The sequence below is a fragment of the Marinomonas rhizomae genome (assembly GCF_024397855.1).
In the GTDB taxonomy this organism is placed as follows: Bacteria; Pseudomonadota; Gammaproteobacteria; order Pseudomonadales; family Marinomonadaceae; genus Marinomonas; species Marinomonas rhizomae_A.
Map to the genome: position 1 here is coordinate 1,707,386 of NZ_CP073343.1, position 20,599 is coordinate 1,727,984.

The window sequence follows — 20,599 nt, forward strand, 5'->3', positions numbered from 1 at the left end:
ATAAAAGCTAAAAAAGCTTTACTAAAAATCCGAATAGATGGCTGCAAAACTACTCTTGTTAAAGCTTGATTTTGCTTGCAAAAATCGGGGTGTCCATAGATGTTATGAGGCATAGGAAAACTAAACCATGGCTGGAATAGTTTCCAGAATTCATCAAGGACGATATGACTCTGAAAAGAGTCTTCTAAATTTAAGGAAAAATGCCTTAGAAAAAAATCGAGTTGATGTTTTAGATGCAGTGCATCAGCGATTGAAAAAAGTCCATCCTAAAATATATCAACGTTTAGTCGGTCCTTTATATGAGCGGAAAAGAGATCCAAAATATAAATGTTATTGTAATTATCCAAAAAGCTTGCATGAGGTTTACGAAGATATAATGAACGGTAGCGTTCATTTTCATTCGTTGATGTGTGATGATTGTTGGCAGGAAGACCTTGCTAAAACATGGGGCTATTATGGATGGGCGAGTAAACTTATTCCTAAGAGAGTATGGGATGATCTTTGCGAAGAGCGGGCTAACGACAAGTTTGTTGAATAACCTCATAACAAAGCCAGCCAGTTGGGACGCATTCTGCGCCCCTGCTGGCAGGCGTTAGCTTTCTCGAGATAGGTTGATGCAAACTTTTGAAGAAGTAGTTGGAACTCCTGAAGCTTGGTTTAGAAAAGCTTGGCAAATGTACGAAGCTTCAATGGCGAATTTTGAGGCATTTAAAGACCTTAAAGCTGTTACAACAGAAAGAGAATTACATCGTCAAAATGGTCTAATGCAAACCTCAAAACTTTGCCTAGCTCTATCTTTAGAAAATGCTTTTAAGGGGGCTTTTGTTTATTTATCAAAGCCGGATTTGTCCCGTAATAAATTAGACCCTAAGCACTTCCATAAAAAAGCACATGATTTAGTTGACCTAGCTATACGCTTGGGGTTTACACTTACTCCCGAAGAGACTCGTTTGTTGGCGCGTTTTTCGTCTTTCATAATATGGGCTGCAAGGTATAGCGCACCTCTCACGGAAAACGCATTTGACCAATTCAATGGCGAGAATAAAATTACTTTTCCAACTGATTTTGATTACGTGGAAAAGTTAATCTTTAAGTTACAAAAAGAGTCGGGCTATAGTGACACCCGTGGTTGGCCCTTAGAAAGCTAACAAACGCGAATTTAGGGTCGGATGAAAAATAGCATTTCGAATTTAGGGTCGGATGAAAAATAGCATTTAAATACATTGCCTTGAAAGTGGAACAGATTATAAAGTATGAGGGAGTTATTTTCCTCGCGGATCAAATCGCGCTACAAAAGGGCAAATAAAGAACCAACATAGCGGCGATCAAAGACGATCTGAAGCGGCATAGTCCAGACAGACGTTGGTATTTAGCGAGTTATATAACAGGGAAGTCCTACCATGAAAAAAGCAAATCCCCTATATAGACAACGCAGCCGTTCAACAGTGGGTTATAGCCGCAGCTACGCTGCCGTATAACCCTTAATTGTTATGTGGTCAAGGAAGGGTATGAGTTGCTATAAGTGCCAGAGTATAAAAAAGGTTATTAAAGTTCCTAGGGACCTTACAGAAGCAATCTTACTGGCTAAACTTAAAATCGAAGACGGAACTCTAAAATATCTAGGGGCTGGTTGTTACGGCGATCCTTTTAAACGTATTGCTTCAGGCAAAGGTTGGAGTGACTTCGTAAATAACTATTTTTCATGTTCATCCTGCAACCAAATATTCAACCTACACGCTGAAACATACCATGGTAGTGGTGGTAAGTTAGAGGCAGTAGAAGATATTCAAGGCGATTTAAGCAATGATGTATATCCCACATAATAAGTTGCTCAAGTTCGTTCGTAAACTCACTGGGACAATTAACAGTTGGCTTGGCGCTTCGCGCAAGTATAGCCTACTGCTAATTGCCCCTTAGCAAAGCGTTATAACCTATGAGCGTTGATTCATACTAAGGAAATAGATTTAGAATGAGCAATATAAGAAAAAAATATTCAAATGCTCAAAATGTGGTTTTTAAACTGATTTGCTGGCTTCGAGCTTTAGGCATGCGATAATCGTCGATCCATGAGTTTGGAAATGCTTATATATAGAAGTTAATTGTTTATTTGTACAGTATTGATGTGCGTGCATTAATAAGATCTATTTTTCGATTCTGTTGCAGGTACTTCAAATATTCGCAACGACGATCAAGGTCGATACCTTTTTCAGTGCAGGCAGCCATATTCCTTTCTATTCATAAACTTCAGGATTAGGTTGCCCTTCCACGTGTAAATAATGTCGGCATTGCCAAGTTTTACGAACACCTTTTATAGATGAAAAATAAGGTAGCCCAAACTTGGCTTGGTCCAATATGGTAATAGACCAATCTGTGTCACCTATAAAGCGGAACATTATTTTGTTGGAGGAAATTAATTGAGGTTCAGAGAATGAGCCGGTGCTGTACATAGCACCAATTGTTAGGGAGTCCAGCACATTGAAGCTATTATCTAGCAGATACACATGTAGCATATCTTCAAAAGGAGTATCGTCGGTGGTGAAGACTAAAAACCAATCTTTATAGCGTGCACAAAGCTCAAGTACTGTGCCAGTTATTTTAAACTGTGTACGTCGGTTGTGATCGACAATAGCGCTCTTCTCATCATCGATGGGAACTAGGTCGAATTTAGATTTAGGAATTAATTTCATAGTGTTATTACCACGCTAGACTGACACCGAATGCAGCCAAAGCACCGCCAACAAATGCCCCCACTGTTACGCAGACTGGGGCGCCAGGTCCACAAGCCAGTCCTGCTAAGGCTCCACCAGCCATCCCGCCTGTAATACCTGCTCCAGTTACGGCTAGTTCTCTTCCTGCAGCCTCAACTTTGTTTTCCGCTGTAGCGACAGTGTAAACGGATAAAGCAATAGAAATAAAAACAAGAGAGCGCCCTGCATAAGAGAGCTTTTTCATTGTAGACGACACTTTAGGATTAGATTTTCCAGCTGACTCTACTATTTGGGCATATATGTTGTTCTGCTGTTGCGGGGATAGATCATCAAACCTGATTCCCTCTCCGTGTAGCTGCATTATTTTTCTTGCAATCAATTCATTAAGAGTCTTTCCCTCTCTTTTCAACCTCTCTGCCAAGGCTAGGCCAACCGGTGTGCTTCTAGATCGAATTACACTCATTATAGCATTTCTAGTTTCTTGGGCTTGCGTAGCTGCTTCTCCCCAGCTAATGACACCTGATGTGGCTTGGAATCTTAACTCCGATGCCATCGCAAGTATTTGCCTAGAATAGGCCCGTCGAGCTTCTGCATCGATGGTTATATAAACACCAATATTTGCTATTTCGGCCTGTAAAGAGCGTATAGCTGATTCAAATAACTCTTTCTCCTCTTGTTGCTGTTGTAAGCGGTTTAGAGCATTCACATTTTCGTCCTTTTAAAAGCTTAAAATCATTCAAGCAAATTGTAGCAAACGTACATTCTCAAAAGTAGTGTTTAAAACGTAAGGTAAATGCAAAGCTGTTTTAAACCACATCACCCAGCAACATAATATTTAACAAGGCACCTATTATAAAAGAGACTCCCTGGTCACTTTTAGCTAAGCCAAAAAAGCAGTATTGGTGTGGGGTCCTGATAAGCCCGTGATATTTCTGAGAGTAAAGTGACGGAACGGCTTCGCATCATGCTGCCATGGAACAATGGCAGTTAGCGTTAGCACACAGTGAGATCAGTGAATAAAACGGATCAGATCATAAAGTCTGAGGGAAGCGCTTGCCTTGCGGGCCAAATCGCGCTACAAAAGAGCAAATGAAGAACCAACATAGCGGCGATCAGAGACGATCTGAAGCGGCATAGTCCAAACAGACGTTGGTATTAAGCGAGTTATATAACAGGGAAGTCCTACCATAAAAAAAGCAAATCCCCTATATAGACAACCCAGCCGTTCAACAGTGGGTTATAGCCGCAGCTACGCTGCCGTATAACCCTTAATTGTTATGCATAAGGAACTGGCATGGATAAATATTTCGAGTATGAAAAAGCATACAAATCGCGCCCTCATAATAATTGGGGTCAGATGAAAAATAGTCTTAATTTTCACCTGACCCCATAAGACTCTAAATTATAAATTACGTGACCTTTCCTCAACCAACAAGCATTAAGCAAATATCTATTTTTCCCCACGGAGGTGAAATGTACAAAGGCAGTTGTTTGTGTGGCTCTATCCAGTTTGAGCTACATGGTGGAATTACAGATCCTATTTATTGTCACTGCTCACTGTGTCGAAAAGCGAGTGGCAGTGCGTTTGTAGAATTTAGGGTCAGATGAAAAATTGTATTTTTTCATCTGACCCTAAATTAACACTAAATTAACAATAATGACCATTTACCAATCCACCCACGTCTGAAAATCAGTTATATCAATGTATTGCTTTGCACTCACCGCTAATCATTCAACATGAAGCTACTAATCGTATTATTAAATGATGAGTTATTGCTCAAATAAGGTGCTTGAAGGACGTGTTCAGTTAGCATAGTGTTTTAGCACTCTATTTAATAAGGAGAACACTGTGGATATAGATGAAGACAAAATCGATGACGCAGCGCTCGCTCTTTTTCACCTGACTTTGCATGATGATTTGGGGCATGCTTGGAAGCAGGTTGATTGGAGTATAACCAATAGATTGCATGAGAAAGGTTATATTCATAATCCCGTTGGCAAGTCGAAATCGGTGACATTAACCGAGGAAGGGCTGGCGAAATCAGAGGCGTTGTTTAAAGTGCTTTTCACTAAGGCCGATTAAAGTGAAAAATAATTCAGACACAAAAAAACGGACCCCATCCAATGGTGTCCGTTTTTTATTGGAAATCTTACTACTTACGCTTCAGGAATGTATTCTGACAGCGCAGCATACGCCACGGTGAAGGCGCCTTCTTGGAATGCACGTAAGCCAGTTGCTTTGAATGGAATCGGCATTGGATTGTGCTGGATGATGTCTTTTACTTTTGCGCCGCTGAACAAGTCGACTTCAACCGTATCGATCAATTGGATCGCCGCTTCAATTTTAAAACCTACCGCGCCGCCAGCGAATTTGCCTTTTGTAGGGCGTTCACGAATAACGGCTCTTTTCACTTTGTAATCTTCAAAGAGTTTTTTCAGCATGAACTGAAATTTACGAACGCTTTCGCTGTCGTTTGGGTTGCTAAGTGTGTGTCGAGTTTGGCGACAATCTGCGATTTGGAATAGTCCGTCTTGCTTAGACAGAAGGCAAAGAATGACTTCGCTGCCTTTAATTTCGATACCACAAGTAATCATAACGAGATCCTGAATAGGGAATTTCGCGCATTATCGCACAGTTGATGGGGATTTCGCAGAGTAAAAAATACTGCTTGTTGAAATGGAAACCAGTCAGATCTAAGGCGAAAATCAAAGCAACCAGTTTATTACACTCTTTTCAGTTTGCTGTCTCTTATTATTCTTAGGGATATTGTAGTATTGCCAAATATTATTTTGTAAAAATGCAAAACGCGATATTTTCTACTGTAAAAACGTAAATAATGGCTTTTTACTATAAAAATATTTTTTCAACACTTACTGTTTTTTTTAATTTTAACTAAAATAGGGCTGCATAAAATGACTGCTTCATCGCCAATGGGTGTTCCTCGTCCCCAGGTGAAATCTTTAGACGAAATTCTTCCTCACGAACCTTTGTTAATGATGGGCGCGGGTCCTGTTCCTATTCCTGAGCGTGTTGCCAAGGCCAACTCTGTGGTGATTAATCATCTTGGCAGTGTCATGGCTCAGGTTATTGGGCAGGTTAAAGCCATGGCGCGTTATGTATTTCAAACAGAGTCTAAATGGGTGCTTGGCGTAGCAGGGCCAGCGTCCGCTGCGATGGAAATGGCGGTGGCTAATCTATTGGAGCCGGGCGAGCGTATTTTATGCATCAATAATGGCTTTTTTAGCCATCGAATGGCGGAATTGGCGACGCGGGTTGGTGCCGATGTTCATGAGTTGCACGTTGGTGTTCATGAAGCGGCAGACCCAGAGCGAGTTCGTAAAGCAATCGAAGAAACTCGTCCTAAAGTGTTAACACTGGTTCAAGGTGAAACATCGAATACCGTGTTTAACCATTCATTGGAAGAAATCACTAAGATCGCTAAGTCTTACGGTTGTTTAGTGGTGGTGGATGCGGTTTGTACGCTCAGCACCATGCCGTTGAAAATGGATGAATGGCAGGTGGATGTGGTAATTACGGGTGGGCAAAAAGGTTTGTCTTCTATTCCGGGTGTTTCACTGCTGGTGTTTTCTGATGAAGCGTGGGCGGCGGTGAAGAACCGTTCCAAGCCAACCGTTCAATGGTGTTTTGATGCGCAGCTAGCGGAAAATTTCTGGCATAACGATGGCTATCATTATACCGCGCCGGTTTCTGGCATTATGGCATTGCATGAAGCATTGAAGTTGGTATGTGAGGAAACTCTTGAACATCGTTTTGCTCGTCATTTGCGTTGTTCAAAAGCCTTGCAATCGGGTATTGAAGGAATGGGGCTGTCATTGTTTATTCCTTCCGAATCTCGTTTGAATTCTGTGGTAGGGATTAACATTCCAGAGGGTTTAACAGCAGGTCAAATTTGCCGACATATTTCAGAAATGTACCGCGTTGAAATCGCTGGGTCATTTGGTCAGCCAATTGTGCGTATTGGTCAGATGGGTGAGCAATGCCGAGAACATAACTTGTTCCGCACTTTGCATGCTCTTGGCAGCACCATGCGCGACTTGGGTGTCAAAGTAGACCAACCAAACGGCATGGCAGAAATGGAAGCCTACTTGCAAAGTGTGCCTCGTACGCTTTACCAAGTGGCTTAATGTTTTAATTTTTGTGATCTACCCAATACCCTTGGTTTCAACCGCCAAGGGTATTTTTTTGTTTGGCATTAAGCTGGCGAATAAGGCACCCGCTGTAATTAAGAGGCAAGCGATGATTTGACCTGTGGTTAATTGTGCTTCGGTGAAAAGTCCAAGCCACGCTGTCGATAGTGCGGGTGCGGTATAGGACAACACGCCAAGCAGCGACAAATTGCCTTTTTTAACGCCAAAATCCCAACAGAAAAAAGCGATGCCAACGGGACCAAATCCTAATCCTAAAACGGCAATCCAAGTGCTTGTAGGGAAATCTATAGTGGTCTGCCAACTTTGCGCTTCGATCATAAGGTGTGAAGCGCCCGCTAGGAGTGTTGTGATTAGGCAATACCAAAGTACCGCGCTAGATGGAACGCTTTGAAAACGTCGATTGGCCACGGAATAGCTGGACCAAATGAATGCGCAGGCGAATGCGGCGGCGTAGCCCGTCCAATGGTAGGCCGTGTTACTTTCCACTTCTAATGCTTGTCCTTTTGATTGCAGCATGATGCCAGTGCCGATAAAGGCAATCACAGCGCCCACCAAATGCGTCCACGATAGGGAATTGCCTTTTGTCAGGCCGGCCATTAATACAATGAGCAAAGGCCAAAGGTACGCGATTAAGCCCGCTTCCACCGGTGGCGCATGTTGGAAGGCGTAAAAATAGCAAAAGTGATAAAAGTAAAAACCTAGCCCACCCATGACAATAGCGCTTTTGGGCGTTTTTTCCCAAGATGACTTTAGTTCGCCTTTCACTAAATAAACGATAAAAAATAATAGGCTTGCTACTCCAAAGGTGAGGGTGAGCAAGAGTAATGGCGGTACTAAATTGGCTTGTGTAGTAAAAAGCGCAAGGCTACTCCAAAGTAAAATGGCGATGCTACCAATTAGGGTGGCTTGTGGTGAATGCGTTGTCATCTTGTTGTTTCCTGAATCCTGATCTAGTCTGATTACGTAAGATGTTATCTTGATTAAGGGGGAATAACATTGTCAGAAATGCGTGACTTGTCTTGTCGAAAATGCGTGTTTTACGGCAATTAAGTAAGAAATATTGACCTATGACAGGGTGGTGACAGGTTTGAGAGGTAAGGTCTGTCTACTCAAGTTAATTGAAAAGTCTATTTTAAGAGCTTGATTAGCTAACAACAAAAAAAATAACAAGCAGGAGATAACCATGCTTAATACCATTTCTTTGAAGTCTGTTTTAATTTCCAGTGCAGTAGCACTAACTATGGCTGGACAGGCTTACGCCTTCGAACCAGCTCGTAGTGGCGAGTGTATTGCCCCAGCGAACCCAGGTGGTGGGTGGGACTTTACTTGTCGTAGCGTTGGTAAAGTATTAGTTGATGAGGGTTACTTTAAAGGTAACGTTCAGACAGTTAACATGACTGGTGCTGGTGGCGGTGTAGCTTTCGCTCATACGATCAGTAAACGTGATACAGATGAAAACCTAATTGTTGCCGCTAGTACAGCAACAACAACTCGCCTTGCTCAAGGCCAATTCCCAGGCATGAATGCTGACCAAGTTAAATGGGTTGGTACATTAGGCGCAGACTACGGCATTATCGCGGTAGGTAAAGATTCAAAATACACTTCCCTTACACAAATTCTTGATGCACTTAAGAAAGATCCAGGCGCAGTGAAATTCGCTGGTGGTAGTGCTTCTGGTGGTTGGGATCATTTGAAAGTCTTGATGACCGCGCAAAAAGCGAACGTTGAGAATTTACCAAAAGTTCGTTACCTAGCATTCAGCGGTGGTTCTGAAGCCTTAGTTCAAGTTGTTGGTGGTCATATCGATGCGTTCACTGGTGATATTTCTGAAGTGAAAGGCTTCATGGATTCTGGTGATTTACGCGTGCTAGCGGTTCTTTCAGAAGAACGTTTACCAGCACCGTTTGATTCCATCCCAACTGCAATGGAGCAGGGTATTGATTCTGTTGCACCTAACTGGCGTGGTTTTTACGTACCAGGTAATGCAAGTGCAGACTCTTACGATTGGTGGGTAAAAACCATCGACGAGTTGTACGAAACTAAAGAATGGAAAGACATCATGACTAAAAATGGTTTGATGCCATTCCATAAGTCTGGTGCTGACTTTACTCAATTCGTAAAAAACCAAACTTTAGATATCAAAATTTTATCGCAAGACATCGGTCTAATTAAATAACCTCAGACCGCTTTTTGGAGGGGTCATCTGTTCTGACACAGTGCCCCTCCTGTTTTCGACTATTTTTCACCCTTTGATTTATTAACATGGAGCAGAGACATGCGTATTAACGATCGTGTGTTTGGCATGCTAATGCTTATTCTTGCCGTAGCGTACGGCTGGGAAGCAACGCAATTCCCCATTCCTTTTGGCGGACAGGAAAGTGTCGGTCCTGAAACTTTTCCTATTATGCTGGCTATCATTTTAGGTATTAGTTCAATTTATATGATTGTTCGTCCTGACCCAGACGAGAAGTGGGCGCCAGTTGCCATGTTGATCGAACTTAGTGTTGTTGTTCTTTCTATGCTGGCGTTTGCATGGGCCATTGAGCCAATTGGTTTTATACCTGCTGCTGCGTTGGTGGTGAGCTTTTTAAGTTGGCGTATGGGAGCTAGCATTGCTAAGAGTCTTATCACCGGTGTGAGTAGCTCTTTAGTTATCTTTTTCCTTTTCAATAATGTGCTTGAATTAGCACTGCCTCTAGGTCTATTGGAGTTTTAATATGGATACTATGAGCTTATTAATGCAAGGCTTTGCGGTTGCGCTTACGCCAGAAAGCATTATGTTTGCCATTATCGGTGCCATTTTAGGTACTTTGATTGGCGCATTGCCGGGTCTTGGCCCTGCAAATGGTGTGGCCATTTTGATTCCTTTGGCGTTCAGCTTAGGTTTGTCGCCAACCTCATCTCTTATCTTGCTAACGTCTGTTTATGCGGGTGCCATGTATGGCGGTCGTATTTCGTCTATCCTGTTGAATATTCCAGGTGACGAGCCAGCGATGATGACTTGTCTAGATGGTTATCCAATGGCACTAAAAGGCAAAGCGGCAGAAGCCTTGGCTATTTCTGCGATTGCCTCTTTTATTGGTAGCTTTATTGCCACTATTGGTCTGGTTATTCTTGCACCAATTTTAGCAAAATTTGCATTGAAATTTGGTCCATCTGAATACTTTGCTTTGTTTGCACTGGCTTTTGCAACTTTGGGCGGTATTACGGGTAAAAACCAATTCAAAACCCTAATGGCGGCGGCGATTGGTTTGATGATCGCCACAGTCGGCATTGATATCTCAACGGGCGTACAACGCTTTACGTTTAATACGCTTGAGTTGTTTGAAGGTGTTGATTTCATTATTGCGATTGTTGGTTTGTTTGCGATCAGTGAGTTGTTGTTTTTCTTAGAACGTCACGCTGGTGATGGTCTAAAACAAGTGGCAATCAATAAGCTTAAATTATCGCCAAAAGACATCATTAAGGTGCTTCCTGCTTCTTTCCGCGGTGCAGTGCTTGGTTTCGTTGCGGGTGTATTGCCTGGCGCGGGTGCTTCTTTGGGTAGCTTTATTAGTTACACTTTGGAAAAACGTGTATCCGATAAAGGCGAATTTGGTAAAGGTGATCCGCGTGGTGTTGCGGCTCCTGAAGCAGGTAATAATGGCGCGGCATCTGGTGCGCTTGTTCCAATGTTGACTTTGGGTGTTCCGGGTAGTGGTACGACAGCGGTTCTGTTAGCGATGTTGATTTCTTTGAACATCTCTCCTGGTCCTATGTTGTTCCAACAAAACGCCGATCTTGTTTGGGGTGTAATCGCGGCGATGTTTGTGGGTAACCTTGTGTTGCTACTGCTAAACATTCCAATGGTTGGTATCTTTGTTAAGTTGCTGAGCATTCCACCTAAATACTTGATGCCGATTGTTACCTTGATTGCATCTGTGGGTATTTATTCTGTGAGCCATAGTGCACTTGATTTGTACTTCATGATTGGTTTTGGTGTTTTAGGTTATATTTTCCGTAAGGTTGACATTCCACTAGTTCCTATCATTTTGGGTATGTTGCTTGGGCCTGAAATGGAGAAAAGTCTTCGTCATGCATTGGTGTTATCTGATGGTGATTGGTCTGTACTTTTCAACAGTGGTTTGAGTATTGGTTTGTGGACTGTTGCGATACTTGGTTTGGTTCTACCTATTGTTGTGGGCCCGATTGTTCGCGCTAAAATGAAGAAATCAAAAGACGCTGTTAAAGACGTGTAAGCCCTGCAATACTAGAGGCATTGTGACAAAAAATTCGAGCAACTTAGGTTGCTCGAATTTTGTTGTTTTTATACCGAAAAATAAAAAACGTGATGGCTAAAGGTTATGCGAATTCTGGTGGTAGAAGATACTCAGGTCTTAGGGCAAGCGATCTGTGAGCGATTAACAAGCCTAGGACATGGCGTTGATTTAATCGGAGATGGTAAGCGAGCTGACGAGTTATTAAAGTATCAGCCTGTCGATTTAATACTTCTTGATCTTAACTTGCCCGGCTTGTCTGGACTGCAATTATTGCAAAAACTGCGTCAACGTGATGATGACACGCCAGTATTAATTTTAACGGCTCGGGATCAGATAGAAGATCGTATACGCTTGCTCGATGCCGGAGCGGATGATTACCTTACTAAGCCATTTGATTTTGGTGAGCTGGAAGCGCGTTGTCGGGCGTTATTGCGTCGCAAGCAAGGTTATGCCGCCAATGTCACTGAACACGGCAACATCCTTGTTAACCGAGACAGTCGTCAGGTTTTTATTGATGGTGAGCTAACCGCCATTACTAACCGTGAGTTTCGCTTATTGGAAATATTCCTTGGCCACTTAGGTCGTGTATTAAGCAAAGACGAACTGACCGACCATCTATTTAACTTTAATGAAACGCCTGGGCCTAACGCGATTGAGCTCTATGTGGGACGTCTAAGAAAGAAAATGGGGCAAGGTGATTTGGTCATTAGCACCCTAAGAGGAATTGGTTATGTGGCAGAAATCGCCAAACCATCAAACTCTTAGTGAAGCGGAGGAAAAAAAAGCCTTAGCAAACGCGCCTTCGCTACGTTTTCGTTTTATTCTTGCGGGTGTTTTGGTTATCGGGATCATTGCTGGCTTGGCGATTAATTTAATTTTTGATTATAGCCAGAAGCTTGCCGATTTATCTTATGACCGTTTATTGCGCAGTGCCTTGCTGCAAATGGACGAAAACGTTGGCTTGATACGCAATGAAGTCAGCATCGATATTCCATGGTCGGCGTTTGCTACTTTGGCGCAAGCGGAAGAAGATCGTGTTTTCTATAAGGTTGAGAGCTTGGAGCAGGGTTTTATTACCGGCTATCAAGATCTAGATACTCAACCACCTCAACCTCCGGTTTTAGACAAAATACAATTTTATAATCAGGAATACTCTGGTGAAATGGTTCGCTTTGCATGGGTCCAGCGCCATATTACCGACCCTGAAACAGCGCAAACTGTGCGTATTATTTTAGGTCAAACTCGATTATCAAGAGAGCAAATGGCTTCCGCGGTGACTCAAAAAGCCGTCGAGGTGGTGGTGTTTATTGCCTTGGTTGCTATCACGTTAATTATCATTGGTAGTCATCTTGTTTTAAGGCCATTGCATCGCATCGAGCGAGCTTTAGAAGATCGTGCCATGGGAGACCTTACACCCATTGATATTAATACGCCCAAGGAAACTCATCACTTAAAAGTTGCCATTAACCATTTTATGGAACGTCTACAGACTAACCTTGAACAATTGGAAAATTACACCGCGGATGCGGCTCATCAATTACGCACTCCATTAGCCAGTCTCAGGGCGTTGGCTGAAAATGCGCGAGATAACACATCACCAGAAAGGCAATATCAGGCATTGGAAAACATTGTTAAGCAGTGTGATACCTTGAGCCAAACCGTCACTTTATTGCTAAATCAGGCTGTCGTTTCCCATCGTTTGCAAACGCACAGATTAGAGCCGATCGATTTGTTGGCTCCGATTGCGGCGTCTTGTCGGGAGCAGGCTGTGACTGCGCTTCATCAAAGGGTTCAGCTTTCTCTAGATTGCGAGTTGAAAGAGAGCATGATCTTAGGTGATGCATTTTCAATTCAGCAAATGATGCAAAACCTTATTGAAAACGCGGTGCGATATAGCAGAGTAGATGTTGCTCATGCCACAGAGGTGATTGTGCAGGTGGAAGAGTTTGAACGTTTCTATCGAATTAAGGTGATTGATTATGGTGATGGCATTCCTGATTTAGAAAAAGAGCGTGTGTTCGAACGTTTTTATCGAGGCCGTTATGATATTGCTGGAAGTGGCGTTGGTTTGGCCATGGTGAAAGACATTGTGGATCATCACGCAGCAAGAATTCAAATATTGGATACGGAGCCGAAAGGCACGACTTTTCAAGTGGATTTTGCCAAGCTTAGATTTGAGGATACGGTATGAAACGGGTTTTCTTCTGGCTAGTTCTTGTCACTTTTAATGCAACAAGGTTGTGGGCGACAGAGCCTGTTTGGTTTGGTAATGAGAATGCTCAGCGAGTTTTGTTTATTCATTCAGCGATGGACTTGGCTTCGTTTGAACCGATTTTAAAAGAATTTGTCACTCTTCATCCGGATGTTCGAGTGGCCTATCGAGATGTTAATACGCTCGAGTTGTATTACCTCACCATTAAGGAGCAAAAAAAGCCAGAAGCCAGCTTGGTCATCAGTAGTGCTATGGATTTGCACCTTAAATTGGTGAACGATGGGTATGCGCAAACGTATCAATCGAGTTTTACTGATCGCTTATCGAGTAACTTTAAATGGCGAAATCAGCTGTTTGCGTTTTCCCTTGAACCGATTGTGATGTTGGTAAATAAAAAAGAATTCCCCGGTGATTTGCCTGAAGACCGTCAGTCATTGTTGCAAACCATTCGACAAAATGAAAAAGCCATGACGAAGCGTATTGGTACTTATGACATTCGTCAAAGTGGTGTCGGTTATTTATTGGCAAGCCAAGATGCGCGTCAAGCAGATGTGACCTGGGGGCGCTTGCTAGAAGCCTTTGGTAGTCATGATGTGCAAACTTATTGTTGTACGCACGATATTATTGACGATGTTGCGTCAGGAAAATTGGTGTTGGGTTATAACTTGCTAGGCTCTTACGCATCACAGCGAGCTCAAGAAGATGACAGATTGAAAATGATCCTGCCGAAAGATTATACGCTTATGTTAATGCGTGCTGCTTTGATTCCTAGAGGCGCGCCAAACGTAGAAGATGCCGGAATGTTTTTGGATTTTTTGTTGTCTGATCAGGCGCAGAAAATGATGCAAACTCAAGGTTTGCTGTTTCCTATACAACCCGATAGGAACAACCCAAATGACCCTTATGTGGTGAACGCGCCGGGGCCAACGGGGATTATTGAATTGGATCAGCAGTTATTGGTAGGGCGTGATTATGCAAAGCAGAAACGTTTTATACGTAACTGGGAAATGGCGTTGGAAATTAGTGAAGAGGATTAGTTCGATAGCTTCCCGGTGTCATCTGATAGTGTTTGGTGAATAATCGAACAAGAGCACTGGCATCGCTTATTCCTACTTTATGGGCGATGTAATCTAGGCTTTTATTCGTCGACCTTAACCAGAGTTTGGCTTCTTCTAAACGACGCTGTTGTAAGTATTGTTTCGGTGTCATTTTTAGATGTCGCTTGAATAAAACGGTTAACTGACTCGGACTTAAATGCACGTCGGCGGCAAGTTCTGCTAATCCCCAAGATTCCTGAAAGTTATTATCGAGCCGGTGTTTGGCTTTGGCTAAGCGAGTGTCTGCCTGCCGTATTTTCTCTTGCGGAATGGGTAATAAATGTTCCAGTAAATTTAATGCTTGTTGAGTTTTAAGCAGGTTATGAGACTCACCAATTAAGCTGGATAGAAATGGTAAGTAAGCTTTGGCTTGCGTGTTTAGCTCGACAAAGTTGTTGGCGCTTTCAATCTCGTGATTCCATGCGGGAAGTGAATTAAGTATCAAGCAGTGGTTGTCTTCTCTTGCGAGATGGGTATGTGCTTGGTTTGTAGAAATCAGGCAGGCTTGTCCAAATTGAACCGCTTGCTGGCGGTTTTCGACATCCAACACAAGCCGACCAGAAAGCGGCAGTACGATTTGAGTATGACCATGCGAATGGGCATTTGCCGTGTCTTTATAGGTAATGACTTCTATGAGATCTCGCATGGGCTTGATTCCTTATTTCCTACTCTAATCTTTATTTGAGTTACAGAAAGTATAATGATCTCTCTTTAATTAGCTGTAATTATATTCAATGTCAGTATATTTAAAAGTAAGCGGCCAGATCACAAGCCAATTAATTAAAAGGAAATAATATGCGTTATTTGTTTGCTCTAGTGTTTATATTTTCCCTGCCAAGTGCATGGGCAGAGATGACATTGACGGTTCTAGATCAAGATAATCTTCCTGTATCTGATGCGGTTGTTATTGTATCCAACAAAGCGGTCAGCACGCCAAGTGCGGTTGCTGTAATGGATCAGATCGATGAGTCTTTTGTGCCGCGAGTATTAGTTGTGCAGAAAGGGCAATACGTTAGTTTTCCTAATAGTGATGATATTCGTCATCACGTTTATAGCTTTTCTCAGCCAAAAACCTTTGAAATTAAGCTTTATAAAGGCACCGAAATTGCCCCGATCTTGTTTGATAAAGCCGGTCTCGTGGTGCTCGGATGTAACATACATGACGACATGATTGGTTACATTATCGTTGCTGATAATACCTTTGCACTGAAAACAGACAAAGACGGTAAAGTACGAATCCCAGCTAAAAGTGGTGATAGTGTTTCTTTGTGGAGTGAGCGATTTATTGAAGGTGTGAATGCAGTTAAGCAGATCACTATCTCAAGTAATGTAGAACAAAGTGTTTCATTGGAGCTTTTGCCTCCTATTGAGACAATGGACCACTCTATGCACCAAGGGTTTGGCAAGAAGAAGTGGTCAAAGTGATCCAGATTAAATGTTGGGCAGGAATGTAATGAATAAAAATACGTTGAAATTAATGGCTGTCGGCAGTCTTGCCTTATGGGCTTCCTCTAGTATGGCAGCCGATGGCAAAATTCTGGCGACGGCCGGGCTTTCACAGGTTGAAGGAAGTGGTGGCGGGGGACTGGTGCCGTGGGCAACCTTAGCGGGTTACGATAGCCGTGACGAAACCGCTGCTTCGTTTTTTATTACCGATGTAAACGTCACTGACTATCGCTTGAGTTCCATTGGTGTGGCAACCAGTTTTTACGATAGAGTTGAACTTAGTTACGCCCAACAGACATTTGTTTTGCCTGCTTCTTTGATCACAGGGCTAAGTCTAAGCTCTGAACAAATTCAGCAAGATGTTGTCGGTGTAAAAGTGCGTTTATATGGCGATGCTGTGTATTCTTCTTATCCTCAAATCAGTGTTGGTTTGCAGCATAAGCAACTAGACAGTGATTTTGTGGCGTCGTATCTAGGCGCAAAAGATGGCAGTGGTACGGATTTTTATGTTGCTGCGACCAAGGTGCATTTAGGTGCGGTTGCTGGTTATAACCTTGTATGGAATATCACCGCTCGCGCCACTAAGGCCAATGAGATGGGCTTGTTGGGTTTTGGCGGACCTGATAACAAGGATTACCAAGTCATGATGGAAGGCAGTGTGGGCTTATTGCTATCGCCTAACTGGGTGGTGGGCATGGAATATCGCCAAAAGCCAAGCAATCTATCGAGTGTGGAAGAAGATGATTGGAAAGATATCTTTGTAAGCTACATGCCGAACAAAAACGTTAATTTCACCGCAGCCTATGCAGACTTAGGTACGATTGCGACTAAGAAAGATCAAAAAGGGATTTATTTATCCATGACGGGGTACTTATGGTAAACCTAGTAAAAGCAGCGTTTCTTTCGGTTAGTGTATTCTTGGTTGCATGTGCAGCACCAAACAAAGCACCACAAAGCTTATACGATGAAATTGGTGGAGCGCCCACCGTTGAAGCGATTACAGATAACTTCATTAATGAAATTAGTTTCAATGAAACTATTTATCGCTATTTTGAAAAAACCAATATCACTCGATTTCGTGAAAAATTCATCGAGCATATTTGTGTGAATACGGGCGGCCCTTGTACTTACACGGGTGACACCATGTTGAGAGTTCACCAAGGGCAAAACATCAATGAATCTGACTTTAATTTAACCGTCGATTTGTTGGTAAGCGCCATGAAAAAAGCCGGTTTAACTTACCCTCAGCAGAACCAAGTGCTTAAAGTACTCGCGCCAATGCGTAGCGAAATGCTGTATAAATAAAGTTTATTGCTGCGATTGATCCGCACAATGAGCTTTCATCGCTGTTTAGCGTTAGTTTAATAAACCGTCAAGGAAGACAGGCTAAACAGTGAGTTGTATTCCTCCGAAATTTCTTGGCGTTAAACTATAAACCAACCAAGAATCTGGAGTTTCTCATGATCCCCAAGACAGCTAAAATGCGTGTCGCTAGACCAACAGACAACCTAGCTAAAATCACCGACATGTATGTTAACGGCCTTGGTTTTAAACTGCTGGGTCGCTTTGAGGGTCACAATGGCTTTGATGGCTCAATTGTCGGTCACGAACAGCATAACTATCATCTAGAGTTTACCCATCACAAAGGCACCACTGTCGGCAAAGCGCCAACGCAAGATAACTTACTCATCTTCTATTTCACCGATTCGAAAATATGGAAAGAATGCTGCGAACAGATGTTGGCCGCAGGTTTTGTGCATGTAAAAGCCTACAACGACTACTGGGATGACGTCGGCAAAACCTTTGAAGACATAGACGGCTATCGAGTGGTGTTGCAAAACCGAGAATGGACGGCTTAATATCAAGCTGTAGAGGCTATAAAATGAAAAAATACGTTATATATTCTTCTCTGGCGATATTGAATTTTGTGGTGAATTTCTTAATTTACAATTATTCCTTTGTCACACAAGCAACCCCTTATCTTCATGAAGAGCAGCGTGTAGAAAGTGCGATAGCCATGTTTGAGGTGACAGTGCCTGCTTTTTTCGTATCGTCTTGCTTCATGGCTCTGTTGTTTTATGTTGCTGCAAAAAGGTTAAATAAGACCTAGTAATCGCGATAAAATAAACCCTTATGATAGGTGATACTTTTGAAAATGAATTTGTCCATCAGTAGTCAGCATCTCACGTGGTTAGTTGTTAGCATTATGTTGGGAATGACGATTGCTTATTGGTATACAGGCTGGCCAGTTATTGCTGCCTACTTTGGTATTCCATCAGGCATCTTGAGCGCTTTAGGATTCTTTTTAGTTGATACGTTTTTCCTGAAATATGTACAAAGCTTGTTTAAACGTTTTTTGTTAAGAGTGCTTTGTATGCTTATTGTTTCAGTGACTGTTTTTGCAATGTTCGTACTTTTAAAGTGATATGGATAGGGTTTATTTACCAAAATCCATGAATTCAAAGTACTGTAATTGCACTTAAGTCCCTTATAGGCCTGAAGGCGCGACTTACGTGAGAATGAAAGCTTCGCTTTCTAAGGCGCTATTAATTACAGAAAAGCTGGCGTACCTTTCAGTAGACTGCGGTCTTTGTCTTTCCATCCCTGAACCCCCTAAGAAATCAGTTCGACGTGCTTTTTTTAGGGAATCGATTACGAGACCTTATGGAGTTTCAGAGTCAGTTAAAAATCCCCTTTCTAGTCACTTCAAAAACAATCTATGCCTTACGATTTAATTCGTCTTGCTAAACTAAGTTCAAACAGAATAAATGAGACGTTTGGGCTGAAAGCCCGATAAAAGATTTTTTGGTAACTTTTGCATCGATTGGCAAAAGTTACACGCCCAGCAGGACGGAATAAAGGTCAGGAATACAAAGCGATTGAGAGGAAACAAACGTACTCGCATACTCGAAAAACAAAAAAGGCGACTCATCAGTCGCCTTTCGCATTTCTAGAGGGTTTGCTTATCAAGCGTTAATATCACCACGTTTCACTTGCATGCGACGCAAGAACTCCGACATGATGTGCATGTAGAGTTCATCGCCTAGGTATTTGTCTTCTACGCCACGGTCGATACTTGGGTTGTCGTTAACTTCGATAACGTAACCACGGCCGTTGATTTCTTTTACGTCGACGCCGTATAGGCCTTCACCAATCGGTTTGGTGGCGGCGATGGCGGCTTGTAGCACGCGTCGTGGCACTTCGAAGGTTGGTAAAGTATCAAATCCGCCGCTTTGGCTTTTGCTACCTGTGTGTTGGTAAATCTGCCAGTGGTTTTTCACCATGTAGTAACGACAAGCAAAGATCGGTTTGTTGTTGAGGACGCCGATACGCCAGTCAAATTCCGTGTACAGATACTCTTGAACCAATAGCAAAGACGATTTTTTAAACAAGGTGTTTAAGCTTTCAGTTAAGGCTTCGCGGTTTTCTGCTTTGATCACGCCTTTAGAAAACGCGCCGTCTGGAATTTTTACTACCATTGGGTAGCTGATAACGGCTTCTAGTGCATCTTCTACGTTGCTTTCACCTTTGTGTACGATGCGTGTTTTTGGGCAAGGTACTTTGTGGGTGTTGAACAAATCTGCTAAGTAAACTTTGTTGGTACAGCGCATGATAGATTGTGGGTCGTCCATCACAACTAAGCCTAAGCCTTCGGCTTTTTTCGCGAATCGGTAGGTGTGGTGATCGATGTTGGTAGTTTCACGAATGAACAAACCATCGTATTCCGGAAGACGCATGATGTCTTTTGGACCAATGGTATCAACGTGAATACCAAGTTGTTTGCCGGCTTGGATAAACTTTTTAATCGCTTGGTCATCACTTGGCGGCATGGCTTCTTCTGGGTTGACCAGAATCGCCATGTCGAATTTCGCGGCGCGCTGAATGCGACCTTTGCTCCATACCTTGTTGCTGAAAGCTTCTAATGATTCGGCAAATAGGGTTTCTTCCGCGTCGTTTAACTTACTTTGTGATGTAGAGAAAAGGGCGGTGACTTGCCATTCTTTACGGAACTTCAAGGTTACTTCCAATACAGGGCTTGGAAAGCTTTCGAATAGTTTGCGTGCAAATTCCTTCATCTCTGGATGAATGGTTTTGCCGAAAACACAATGGAATTTCATTTCCATCGGGGCTTCTGGTTTAGCGAGTTTTTTCGCAAGCAAAGGCAACCACTGAGAGATTTCTAGCTCATAAAGGTCTTTTTTACTTAGGTCGTTAAGCACGCGAACGGAAGGCATAACGTGATGACCACGGCTTTCTGCCAACAGCGAACAGTAATATCCGTCAGACAGATACTTGCTGCTTTTACAAAGGTTGATGATTCGTGTGCGTCCTTGGTTTTTTGTCGTGGCCAAGTTTAGATATTGAGTAAAAGTGATCACTCGATCACTCGGTAAAAACGCGGACCAATCTTTGGCCTGATCAACAACAATGTAAGTCTGTGACATTGGGTATGCTTTTCCTTTTGCTTAAAAAAACACTATGAGTTTGTAAAAGTTGCTTTAAAAAGGGGGGGTAAAAAGAGCCCTCGATTTGTGCGGATAATGCGCTTGTTTTACAAATTTAACAATAGTCTAAAAAAACTTTTCGCGACTACTGCGCTTGCTAATACTTTGTTAAAAATAGACTCGAAAATGCTCATTTATAAAACATAAACTCCGCTTTCTCGTCTATTTTTGCCTCGTCTTAACTTCGCTCGTGACATCGTGA

At 42.6% G+C, this 20,599-nt stretch carries 24 protein-coding genes; 18 read left to right on the forward strand and 6 right to left on the reverse strand.

Annotated elements, in window-relative coordinates; genetic code table 11:
* The first annotated feature begins 127 nt into the window (after positions 1–127).
* From KDW99_RS07895 to KDW99_RS07905, 3 genes are all read left to right on the forward strand, one after another.
* Positions 128–538, forward strand: coding sequence for a hypothetical protein (locus KDW99_RS07895; RefSeq protein WP_255828749.1), 411 nt, complete (start codon positions 128–130; stop codon positions 536–538).
* A gap of 76 nt (positions 539–614) precedes the next feature.
* Positions 615–1,148, forward strand: coding sequence for a hypothetical protein (locus tag KDW99_RS07900; RefSeq protein WP_255828750.1), 534 nt, complete (start codon positions 615–617; stop codon positions 1,146–1,148).
* Between the two features lie 360 nt (positions 1,149–1,508).
* Positions 1,509–1,823, forward strand: a complete 315-nt coding sequence (locus tag KDW99_RS07905) for a hypothetical protein (protein WP_255828751.1) — start codon at positions 1,509–1,511, stop codon at positions 1,821–1,823.
* Between the two features lie 408 nt (positions 1,824–2,231).
* Here KDW99_RS07905 and KDW99_RS07910 read toward each other — a convergent pair whose 3' ends face one another.
* Positions 2,232–2,687 carry a hypothetical protein gene (locus KDW99_RS07910; RefSeq protein ID WP_255828752.1) on the reverse strand — a complete coding sequence of 152 codons (456 nt, stop codon included), beginning with the start codon at positions 2,685–2,687 and terminating at the stop codon, positions 2,232–2,234.
* Positions 2,688–2,694: 7 nt separating this feature from the next.
* Complete coding sequence (locus KDW99_RS07915) at positions 2,695–3,414, reverse strand: hypothetical protein (protein WP_255828753.1); 720 nt, start codon at positions 3,412–3,414, stop codon at positions 2,695–2,697.
* A gap of 767 nt (positions 3,415–4,181) precedes the next feature.
* Here KDW99_RS07915 and KDW99_RS20535 point away from each other — a divergent pair.
* Together KDW99_RS20535 and KDW99_RS07920 are read left to right on the forward strand one after the other, a co-directional pair.
* A complete protein-coding gene (locus tag KDW99_RS20535) occupies positions 4,182–4,316 on the forward strand; it encodes a GFA family protein (RefSeq protein ID WP_441902121.1) in 135 nt (44 codons plus the stop codon).
* Between the two features lie 241 nt (positions 4,317–4,557).
* Complete coding sequence (locus KDW99_RS07920; RefSeq protein WP_255828754.1) at positions 4,558–4,791, forward strand: DUF6429 family protein; 234 nt, start codon at positions 4,558–4,560, stop codon at positions 4,789–4,791.
* Positions 4,792–4,865: 74 nt separating this feature from the next.
* On the opposite strand, the gene KDW99_RS07925 is transcribed toward KDW99_RS07920, so the two are convergent.
* Positions 4,866–5,303, reverse strand: a complete 438-nt coding sequence (locus KDW99_RS07925; protein ID WP_255828755.1) for a DUF3010 family protein — start codon at positions 5,301–5,303, stop codon at positions 4,866–4,868.
* 318 nt (positions 5,304–5,621) lie between these two features.
* Here KDW99_RS07925 and KDW99_RS07930 point away from each other — a divergent pair, with 318 nt between their 5' ends.
* Positions 5,622–6,854 (forward strand): pyridoxal-phosphate-dependent aminotransferase family protein, encoded by a 1,233-nt coding sequence (locus KDW99_RS07930; RefSeq protein ID WP_255828756.1) that lies wholly within the window; start codon positions 5,622–5,624, stop codon positions 6,852–6,854.
* Between the two features lie 18 nt (positions 6,855–6,872).
* Here the strand turns inward: KDW99_RS07930 and yddG are convergent, their stop codons facing one another.
* Positions 6,873–7,805, reverse strand: a complete 933-nt coding sequence (gene yddG / locus KDW99_RS07935; RefSeq protein ID WP_255828757.1) for an aromatic amino acid exporter YddG — start codon at positions 7,803–7,805, stop codon at positions 6,873–6,875.
* A 256-nt stretch (positions 7,806–8,061) separates the two neighbouring features.
* On the opposite strand from yddG, the gene KDW99_RS07940 reads away from it, so the two are divergent.
* The 6 genes from KDW99_RS07940 (at position 8,062) to KDW99_RS07965 (ending at position 14,386) form a co-directional block, all read left to right on the forward strand.
* On the forward strand, positions 8,062–9,054 hold the full coding sequence (locus KDW99_RS07940; RefSeq protein ID WP_255828758.1) for a Bug family tripartite tricarboxylate transporter substrate binding protein: 993 nt from the start codon (positions 8,062–8,064) through the stop codon (positions 9,052–9,054).
* A gap of 99 nt (positions 9,055–9,153) precedes the next feature.
* Positions 9,154–9,594, forward strand: a complete 441-nt coding sequence (locus KDW99_RS07945) for a tripartite tricarboxylate transporter TctB family protein (RefSeq protein WP_255828759.1) — start codon at positions 9,154–9,156, stop codon at positions 9,592–9,594.
* 1 nt (position 9,595) lies between these two features.
* Positions 9,596–11,116: a tripartite tricarboxylate transporter permease gene (locus tag KDW99_RS07950; protein ID WP_255828760.1), complete on the forward strand. Its 1,521-nt coding sequence runs from the start codon at positions 9,596–9,598 to the stop codon at positions 11,114–11,116.
* Between the two features lie 105 nt (positions 11,117–11,221).
* Complete coding sequence (locus KDW99_RS07955) at positions 11,222–11,902, forward strand: response regulator transcription factor (protein ID WP_255828761.1); 681 nt, start codon at positions 11,222–11,224, stop codon at positions 11,900–11,902.
* Positions 11,868–13,328 (forward strand): sensor histidine kinase, encoded by a 1,461-nt coding sequence (locus KDW99_RS07960; RefSeq protein ID WP_255828762.1) that lies wholly within the window; start codon positions 11,868–11,870, stop codon positions 13,326–13,328. Before KDW99_RS07955 ends, KDW99_RS07960 begins: the two co-directional genes overlap by 35 nt.
* Complete coding sequence (locus KDW99_RS07965) at positions 13,325–14,386, forward strand: ABC transporter substrate-binding protein (protein WP_255828763.1); 1,062 nt, start codon at positions 13,325–13,327, stop codon at positions 14,384–14,386. Before KDW99_RS07960 ends, KDW99_RS07965 begins: the two co-directional genes overlap by 4 nt.
* On the opposite strand, the gene KDW99_RS07970 is transcribed toward KDW99_RS07965, so the two are convergent.
* Positions 14,370–15,092, reverse strand: coding sequence for an AraC family transcriptional regulator (locus KDW99_RS07970; protein WP_255828764.1), 723 nt, complete (start codon positions 15,090–15,092; stop codon positions 14,370–14,372). The genes KDW99_RS07965 and KDW99_RS07970 overlap by 17 nt on opposite strands.
* Before the next feature lie 149 nt (positions 15,093–15,241).
* On the opposite strand from KDW99_RS07970, the gene KDW99_RS07975 reads away from it, so the two are divergent.
* From KDW99_RS07975 to KDW99_RS08000, 6 genes are all read left to right on the forward strand, one after another.
* Positions 15,242–15,871 (forward strand): methylamine utilization protein, encoded by a 630-nt coding sequence (locus tag KDW99_RS07975; protein WP_255828765.1) that lies wholly within the window; start codon positions 15,242–15,244, stop codon positions 15,869–15,871.
* 28 nt (positions 15,872–15,899) lie between these two features.
* Positions 15,900–16,772: a DUF3034 family protein gene (locus tag KDW99_RS07980; RefSeq protein WP_255828766.1), complete on the forward strand. Its 873-nt coding sequence runs from the start codon at positions 15,900–15,902 to the stop codon at positions 16,770–16,772.
* Positions 16,766–17,197: a group I truncated hemoglobin gene (locus tag KDW99_RS07985; RefSeq protein ID WP_255828767.1), complete on the forward strand. Its 432-nt coding sequence runs from the start codon at positions 16,766–16,768 to the stop codon at positions 17,195–17,197. The genes KDW99_RS07980 and KDW99_RS07985 overlap by 7 nt, the downstream gene beginning before the upstream one ends.
* 155 nt (positions 17,198–17,352) lie before the next feature.
* Positions 17,353–17,751: a VOC family protein gene (locus KDW99_RS07990; protein ID WP_255828768.1), complete on the forward strand. Its 399-nt coding sequence runs from the start codon at positions 17,353–17,355 to the stop codon at positions 17,749–17,751.
* A gap of 23 nt (positions 17,752–17,774) precedes the next feature.
* Positions 17,775–18,002, forward strand: coding sequence for a hypothetical protein (locus KDW99_RS07995; RefSeq protein WP_255828769.1), 228 nt, complete (start codon positions 17,775–17,777; stop codon positions 18,000–18,002).
* A gap of 39 nt (positions 18,003–18,041) precedes the next feature.
* Positions 18,042–18,317: a hypothetical protein gene (locus tag KDW99_RS08000; RefSeq protein WP_255828770.1), complete on the forward strand. Its 276-nt coding sequence runs from the start codon at positions 18,042–18,044 to the stop codon at positions 18,315–18,317.
* 541 nt (positions 18,318–18,858) lie between these two features.
* On the opposite strand, the gene KDW99_RS08005 is transcribed toward KDW99_RS08000, so the two are convergent.
* Positions 18,859–20,337, reverse strand: coding sequence for a RimK family protein (locus KDW99_RS08005; protein ID WP_255828771.1), 1,479 nt, complete (start codon positions 20,335–20,337; stop codon positions 18,859–18,861).
* Positions 20,338–20,599: the final 262 nt, after the last annotated feature.

Excerpts from the sequence above, each read along its gene's own strand:
- KDW99_RS07940 (WP_255828758.1), top strand. The coding sequence starts at position 8,062 with ATGCTTAATACCATTTCTTTGAAGTCTGTTTTAATTTCCAGTGCAGTA.
- KDW99_RS08005 (WP_255828771.1), bottom strand. The coding sequence starts at position 20,337 with ATGTCACAGACTTACATTGTTGTTGATCAGGCCAAAGATTGGTCCGCG.
- KDW99_RS07970 (WP_255828764.1), bottom strand. The coding sequence starts at position 15,092 with ATGCGAGATCTCATAGAAGTCATTACCTATAAAGACACGGCAAATGCC.
- KDW99_RS07905 (WP_255828751.1), top strand. The coding sequence starts at position 1,509 with ATGAGTTGCTATAAGTGCCAGAGTATAAAAAAGGTTATTAAAGTTCCT.
- KDW99_RS07995 (WP_255828769.1), top strand. The coding sequence starts at position 17,775 with ATGAAAAAATACGTTATATATTCTTCTCTGGCGATATTGAATTTTGTG.
- KDW99_RS07955 (WP_255828761.1), top strand. The coding sequence starts at position 11,222 with ATGCGAATTCTGGTGGTAGAAGATACTCAGGTCTTAGGGCAAGCGATC.
- KDW99_RS07960 (WP_255828762.1), top strand. The coding sequence starts at position 11,868 with ATGTGGCAGAAATCGCCAAACCATCAAACTCTTAGTGAAGCGGAGGAA.
- KDW99_RS07925 (WP_255828755.1), bottom strand. The coding sequence starts at position 5,303 with ATGATTACTTGTGGTATCGAAATTAAAGGCAGCGAAGTCATTCTTTGC.
- KDW99_RS07990 (WP_255828768.1), top strand. The coding sequence starts at position 17,353 with ATGATCCCCAAGACAGCTAAAATGCGTGTCGCTAGACCAACAGACAAC.
- KDW99_RS07945 (WP_255828759.1), top strand. The coding sequence starts at position 9,154 with ATGCGTATTAACGATCGTGTGTTTGGCATGCTAATGCTTATTCTTGCC.
- KDW99_RS07985 (WP_255828767.1), top strand. The coding sequence starts at position 16,766 with ATGGTAAACCTAGTAAAAGCAGCGTTTCTTTCGGTTAGTGTATTCTTG.
- KDW99_RS07900 (WP_255828750.1), top strand. The coding sequence starts at position 615 with ATGCAAACTTTTGAAGAAGTAGTTGGAACTCCTGAAGCTTGGTTTAGA.
- KDW99_RS07950 (WP_255828760.1), top strand. The coding sequence starts at position 9,596 with ATGGATACTATGAGCTTATTAATGCAAGGCTTTGCGGTTGCGCTTACG.
- KDW99_RS07895 (WP_255828749.1), top strand. The coding sequence starts at position 128 with ATGGCTGGAATAGTTTCCAGAATTCATCAAGGACGATATGACTCTGAA.
- KDW99_RS07980 (WP_255828766.1), top strand. The coding sequence starts at position 15,900 with ATGAATAAAAATACGTTGAAATTAATGGCTGTCGGCAGTCTTGCCTTA.
- KDW99_RS07930 (WP_255828756.1), top strand. The coding sequence starts at position 5,622 with ATGACTGCTTCATCGCCAATGGGTGTTCCTCGTCCCCAGGTGAAATCT.
- KDW99_RS07910 (WP_255828752.1), bottom strand. The coding sequence starts at position 2,687 with ATGAAATTAATTCCTAAATCTAAATTCGACCTAGTTCCCATCGATGAT.
- KDW99_RS07975 (WP_255828765.1), top strand. The coding sequence starts at position 15,242 with ATGCGTTATTTGTTTGCTCTAGTGTTTATATTTTCCCTGCCAAGTGCA.
- KDW99_RS20535 (WP_441902121.1), top strand. The coding sequence starts at position 4,182 with ATGTACAAAGGCAGTTGTTTGTGTGGCTCTATCCAGTTTGAGCTACAT.
- KDW99_RS07965 (WP_255828763.1), top strand. The coding sequence starts at position 13,325 with ATGAAACGGGTTTTCTTCTGGCTAGTTCTTGTCACTTTTAATGCAACA.
- yddG (WP_255828757.1), bottom strand. The coding sequence starts at position 7,805 with ATGACAACGCATTCACCACAAGCCACCCTAATTGGTAGCATCGCCATT.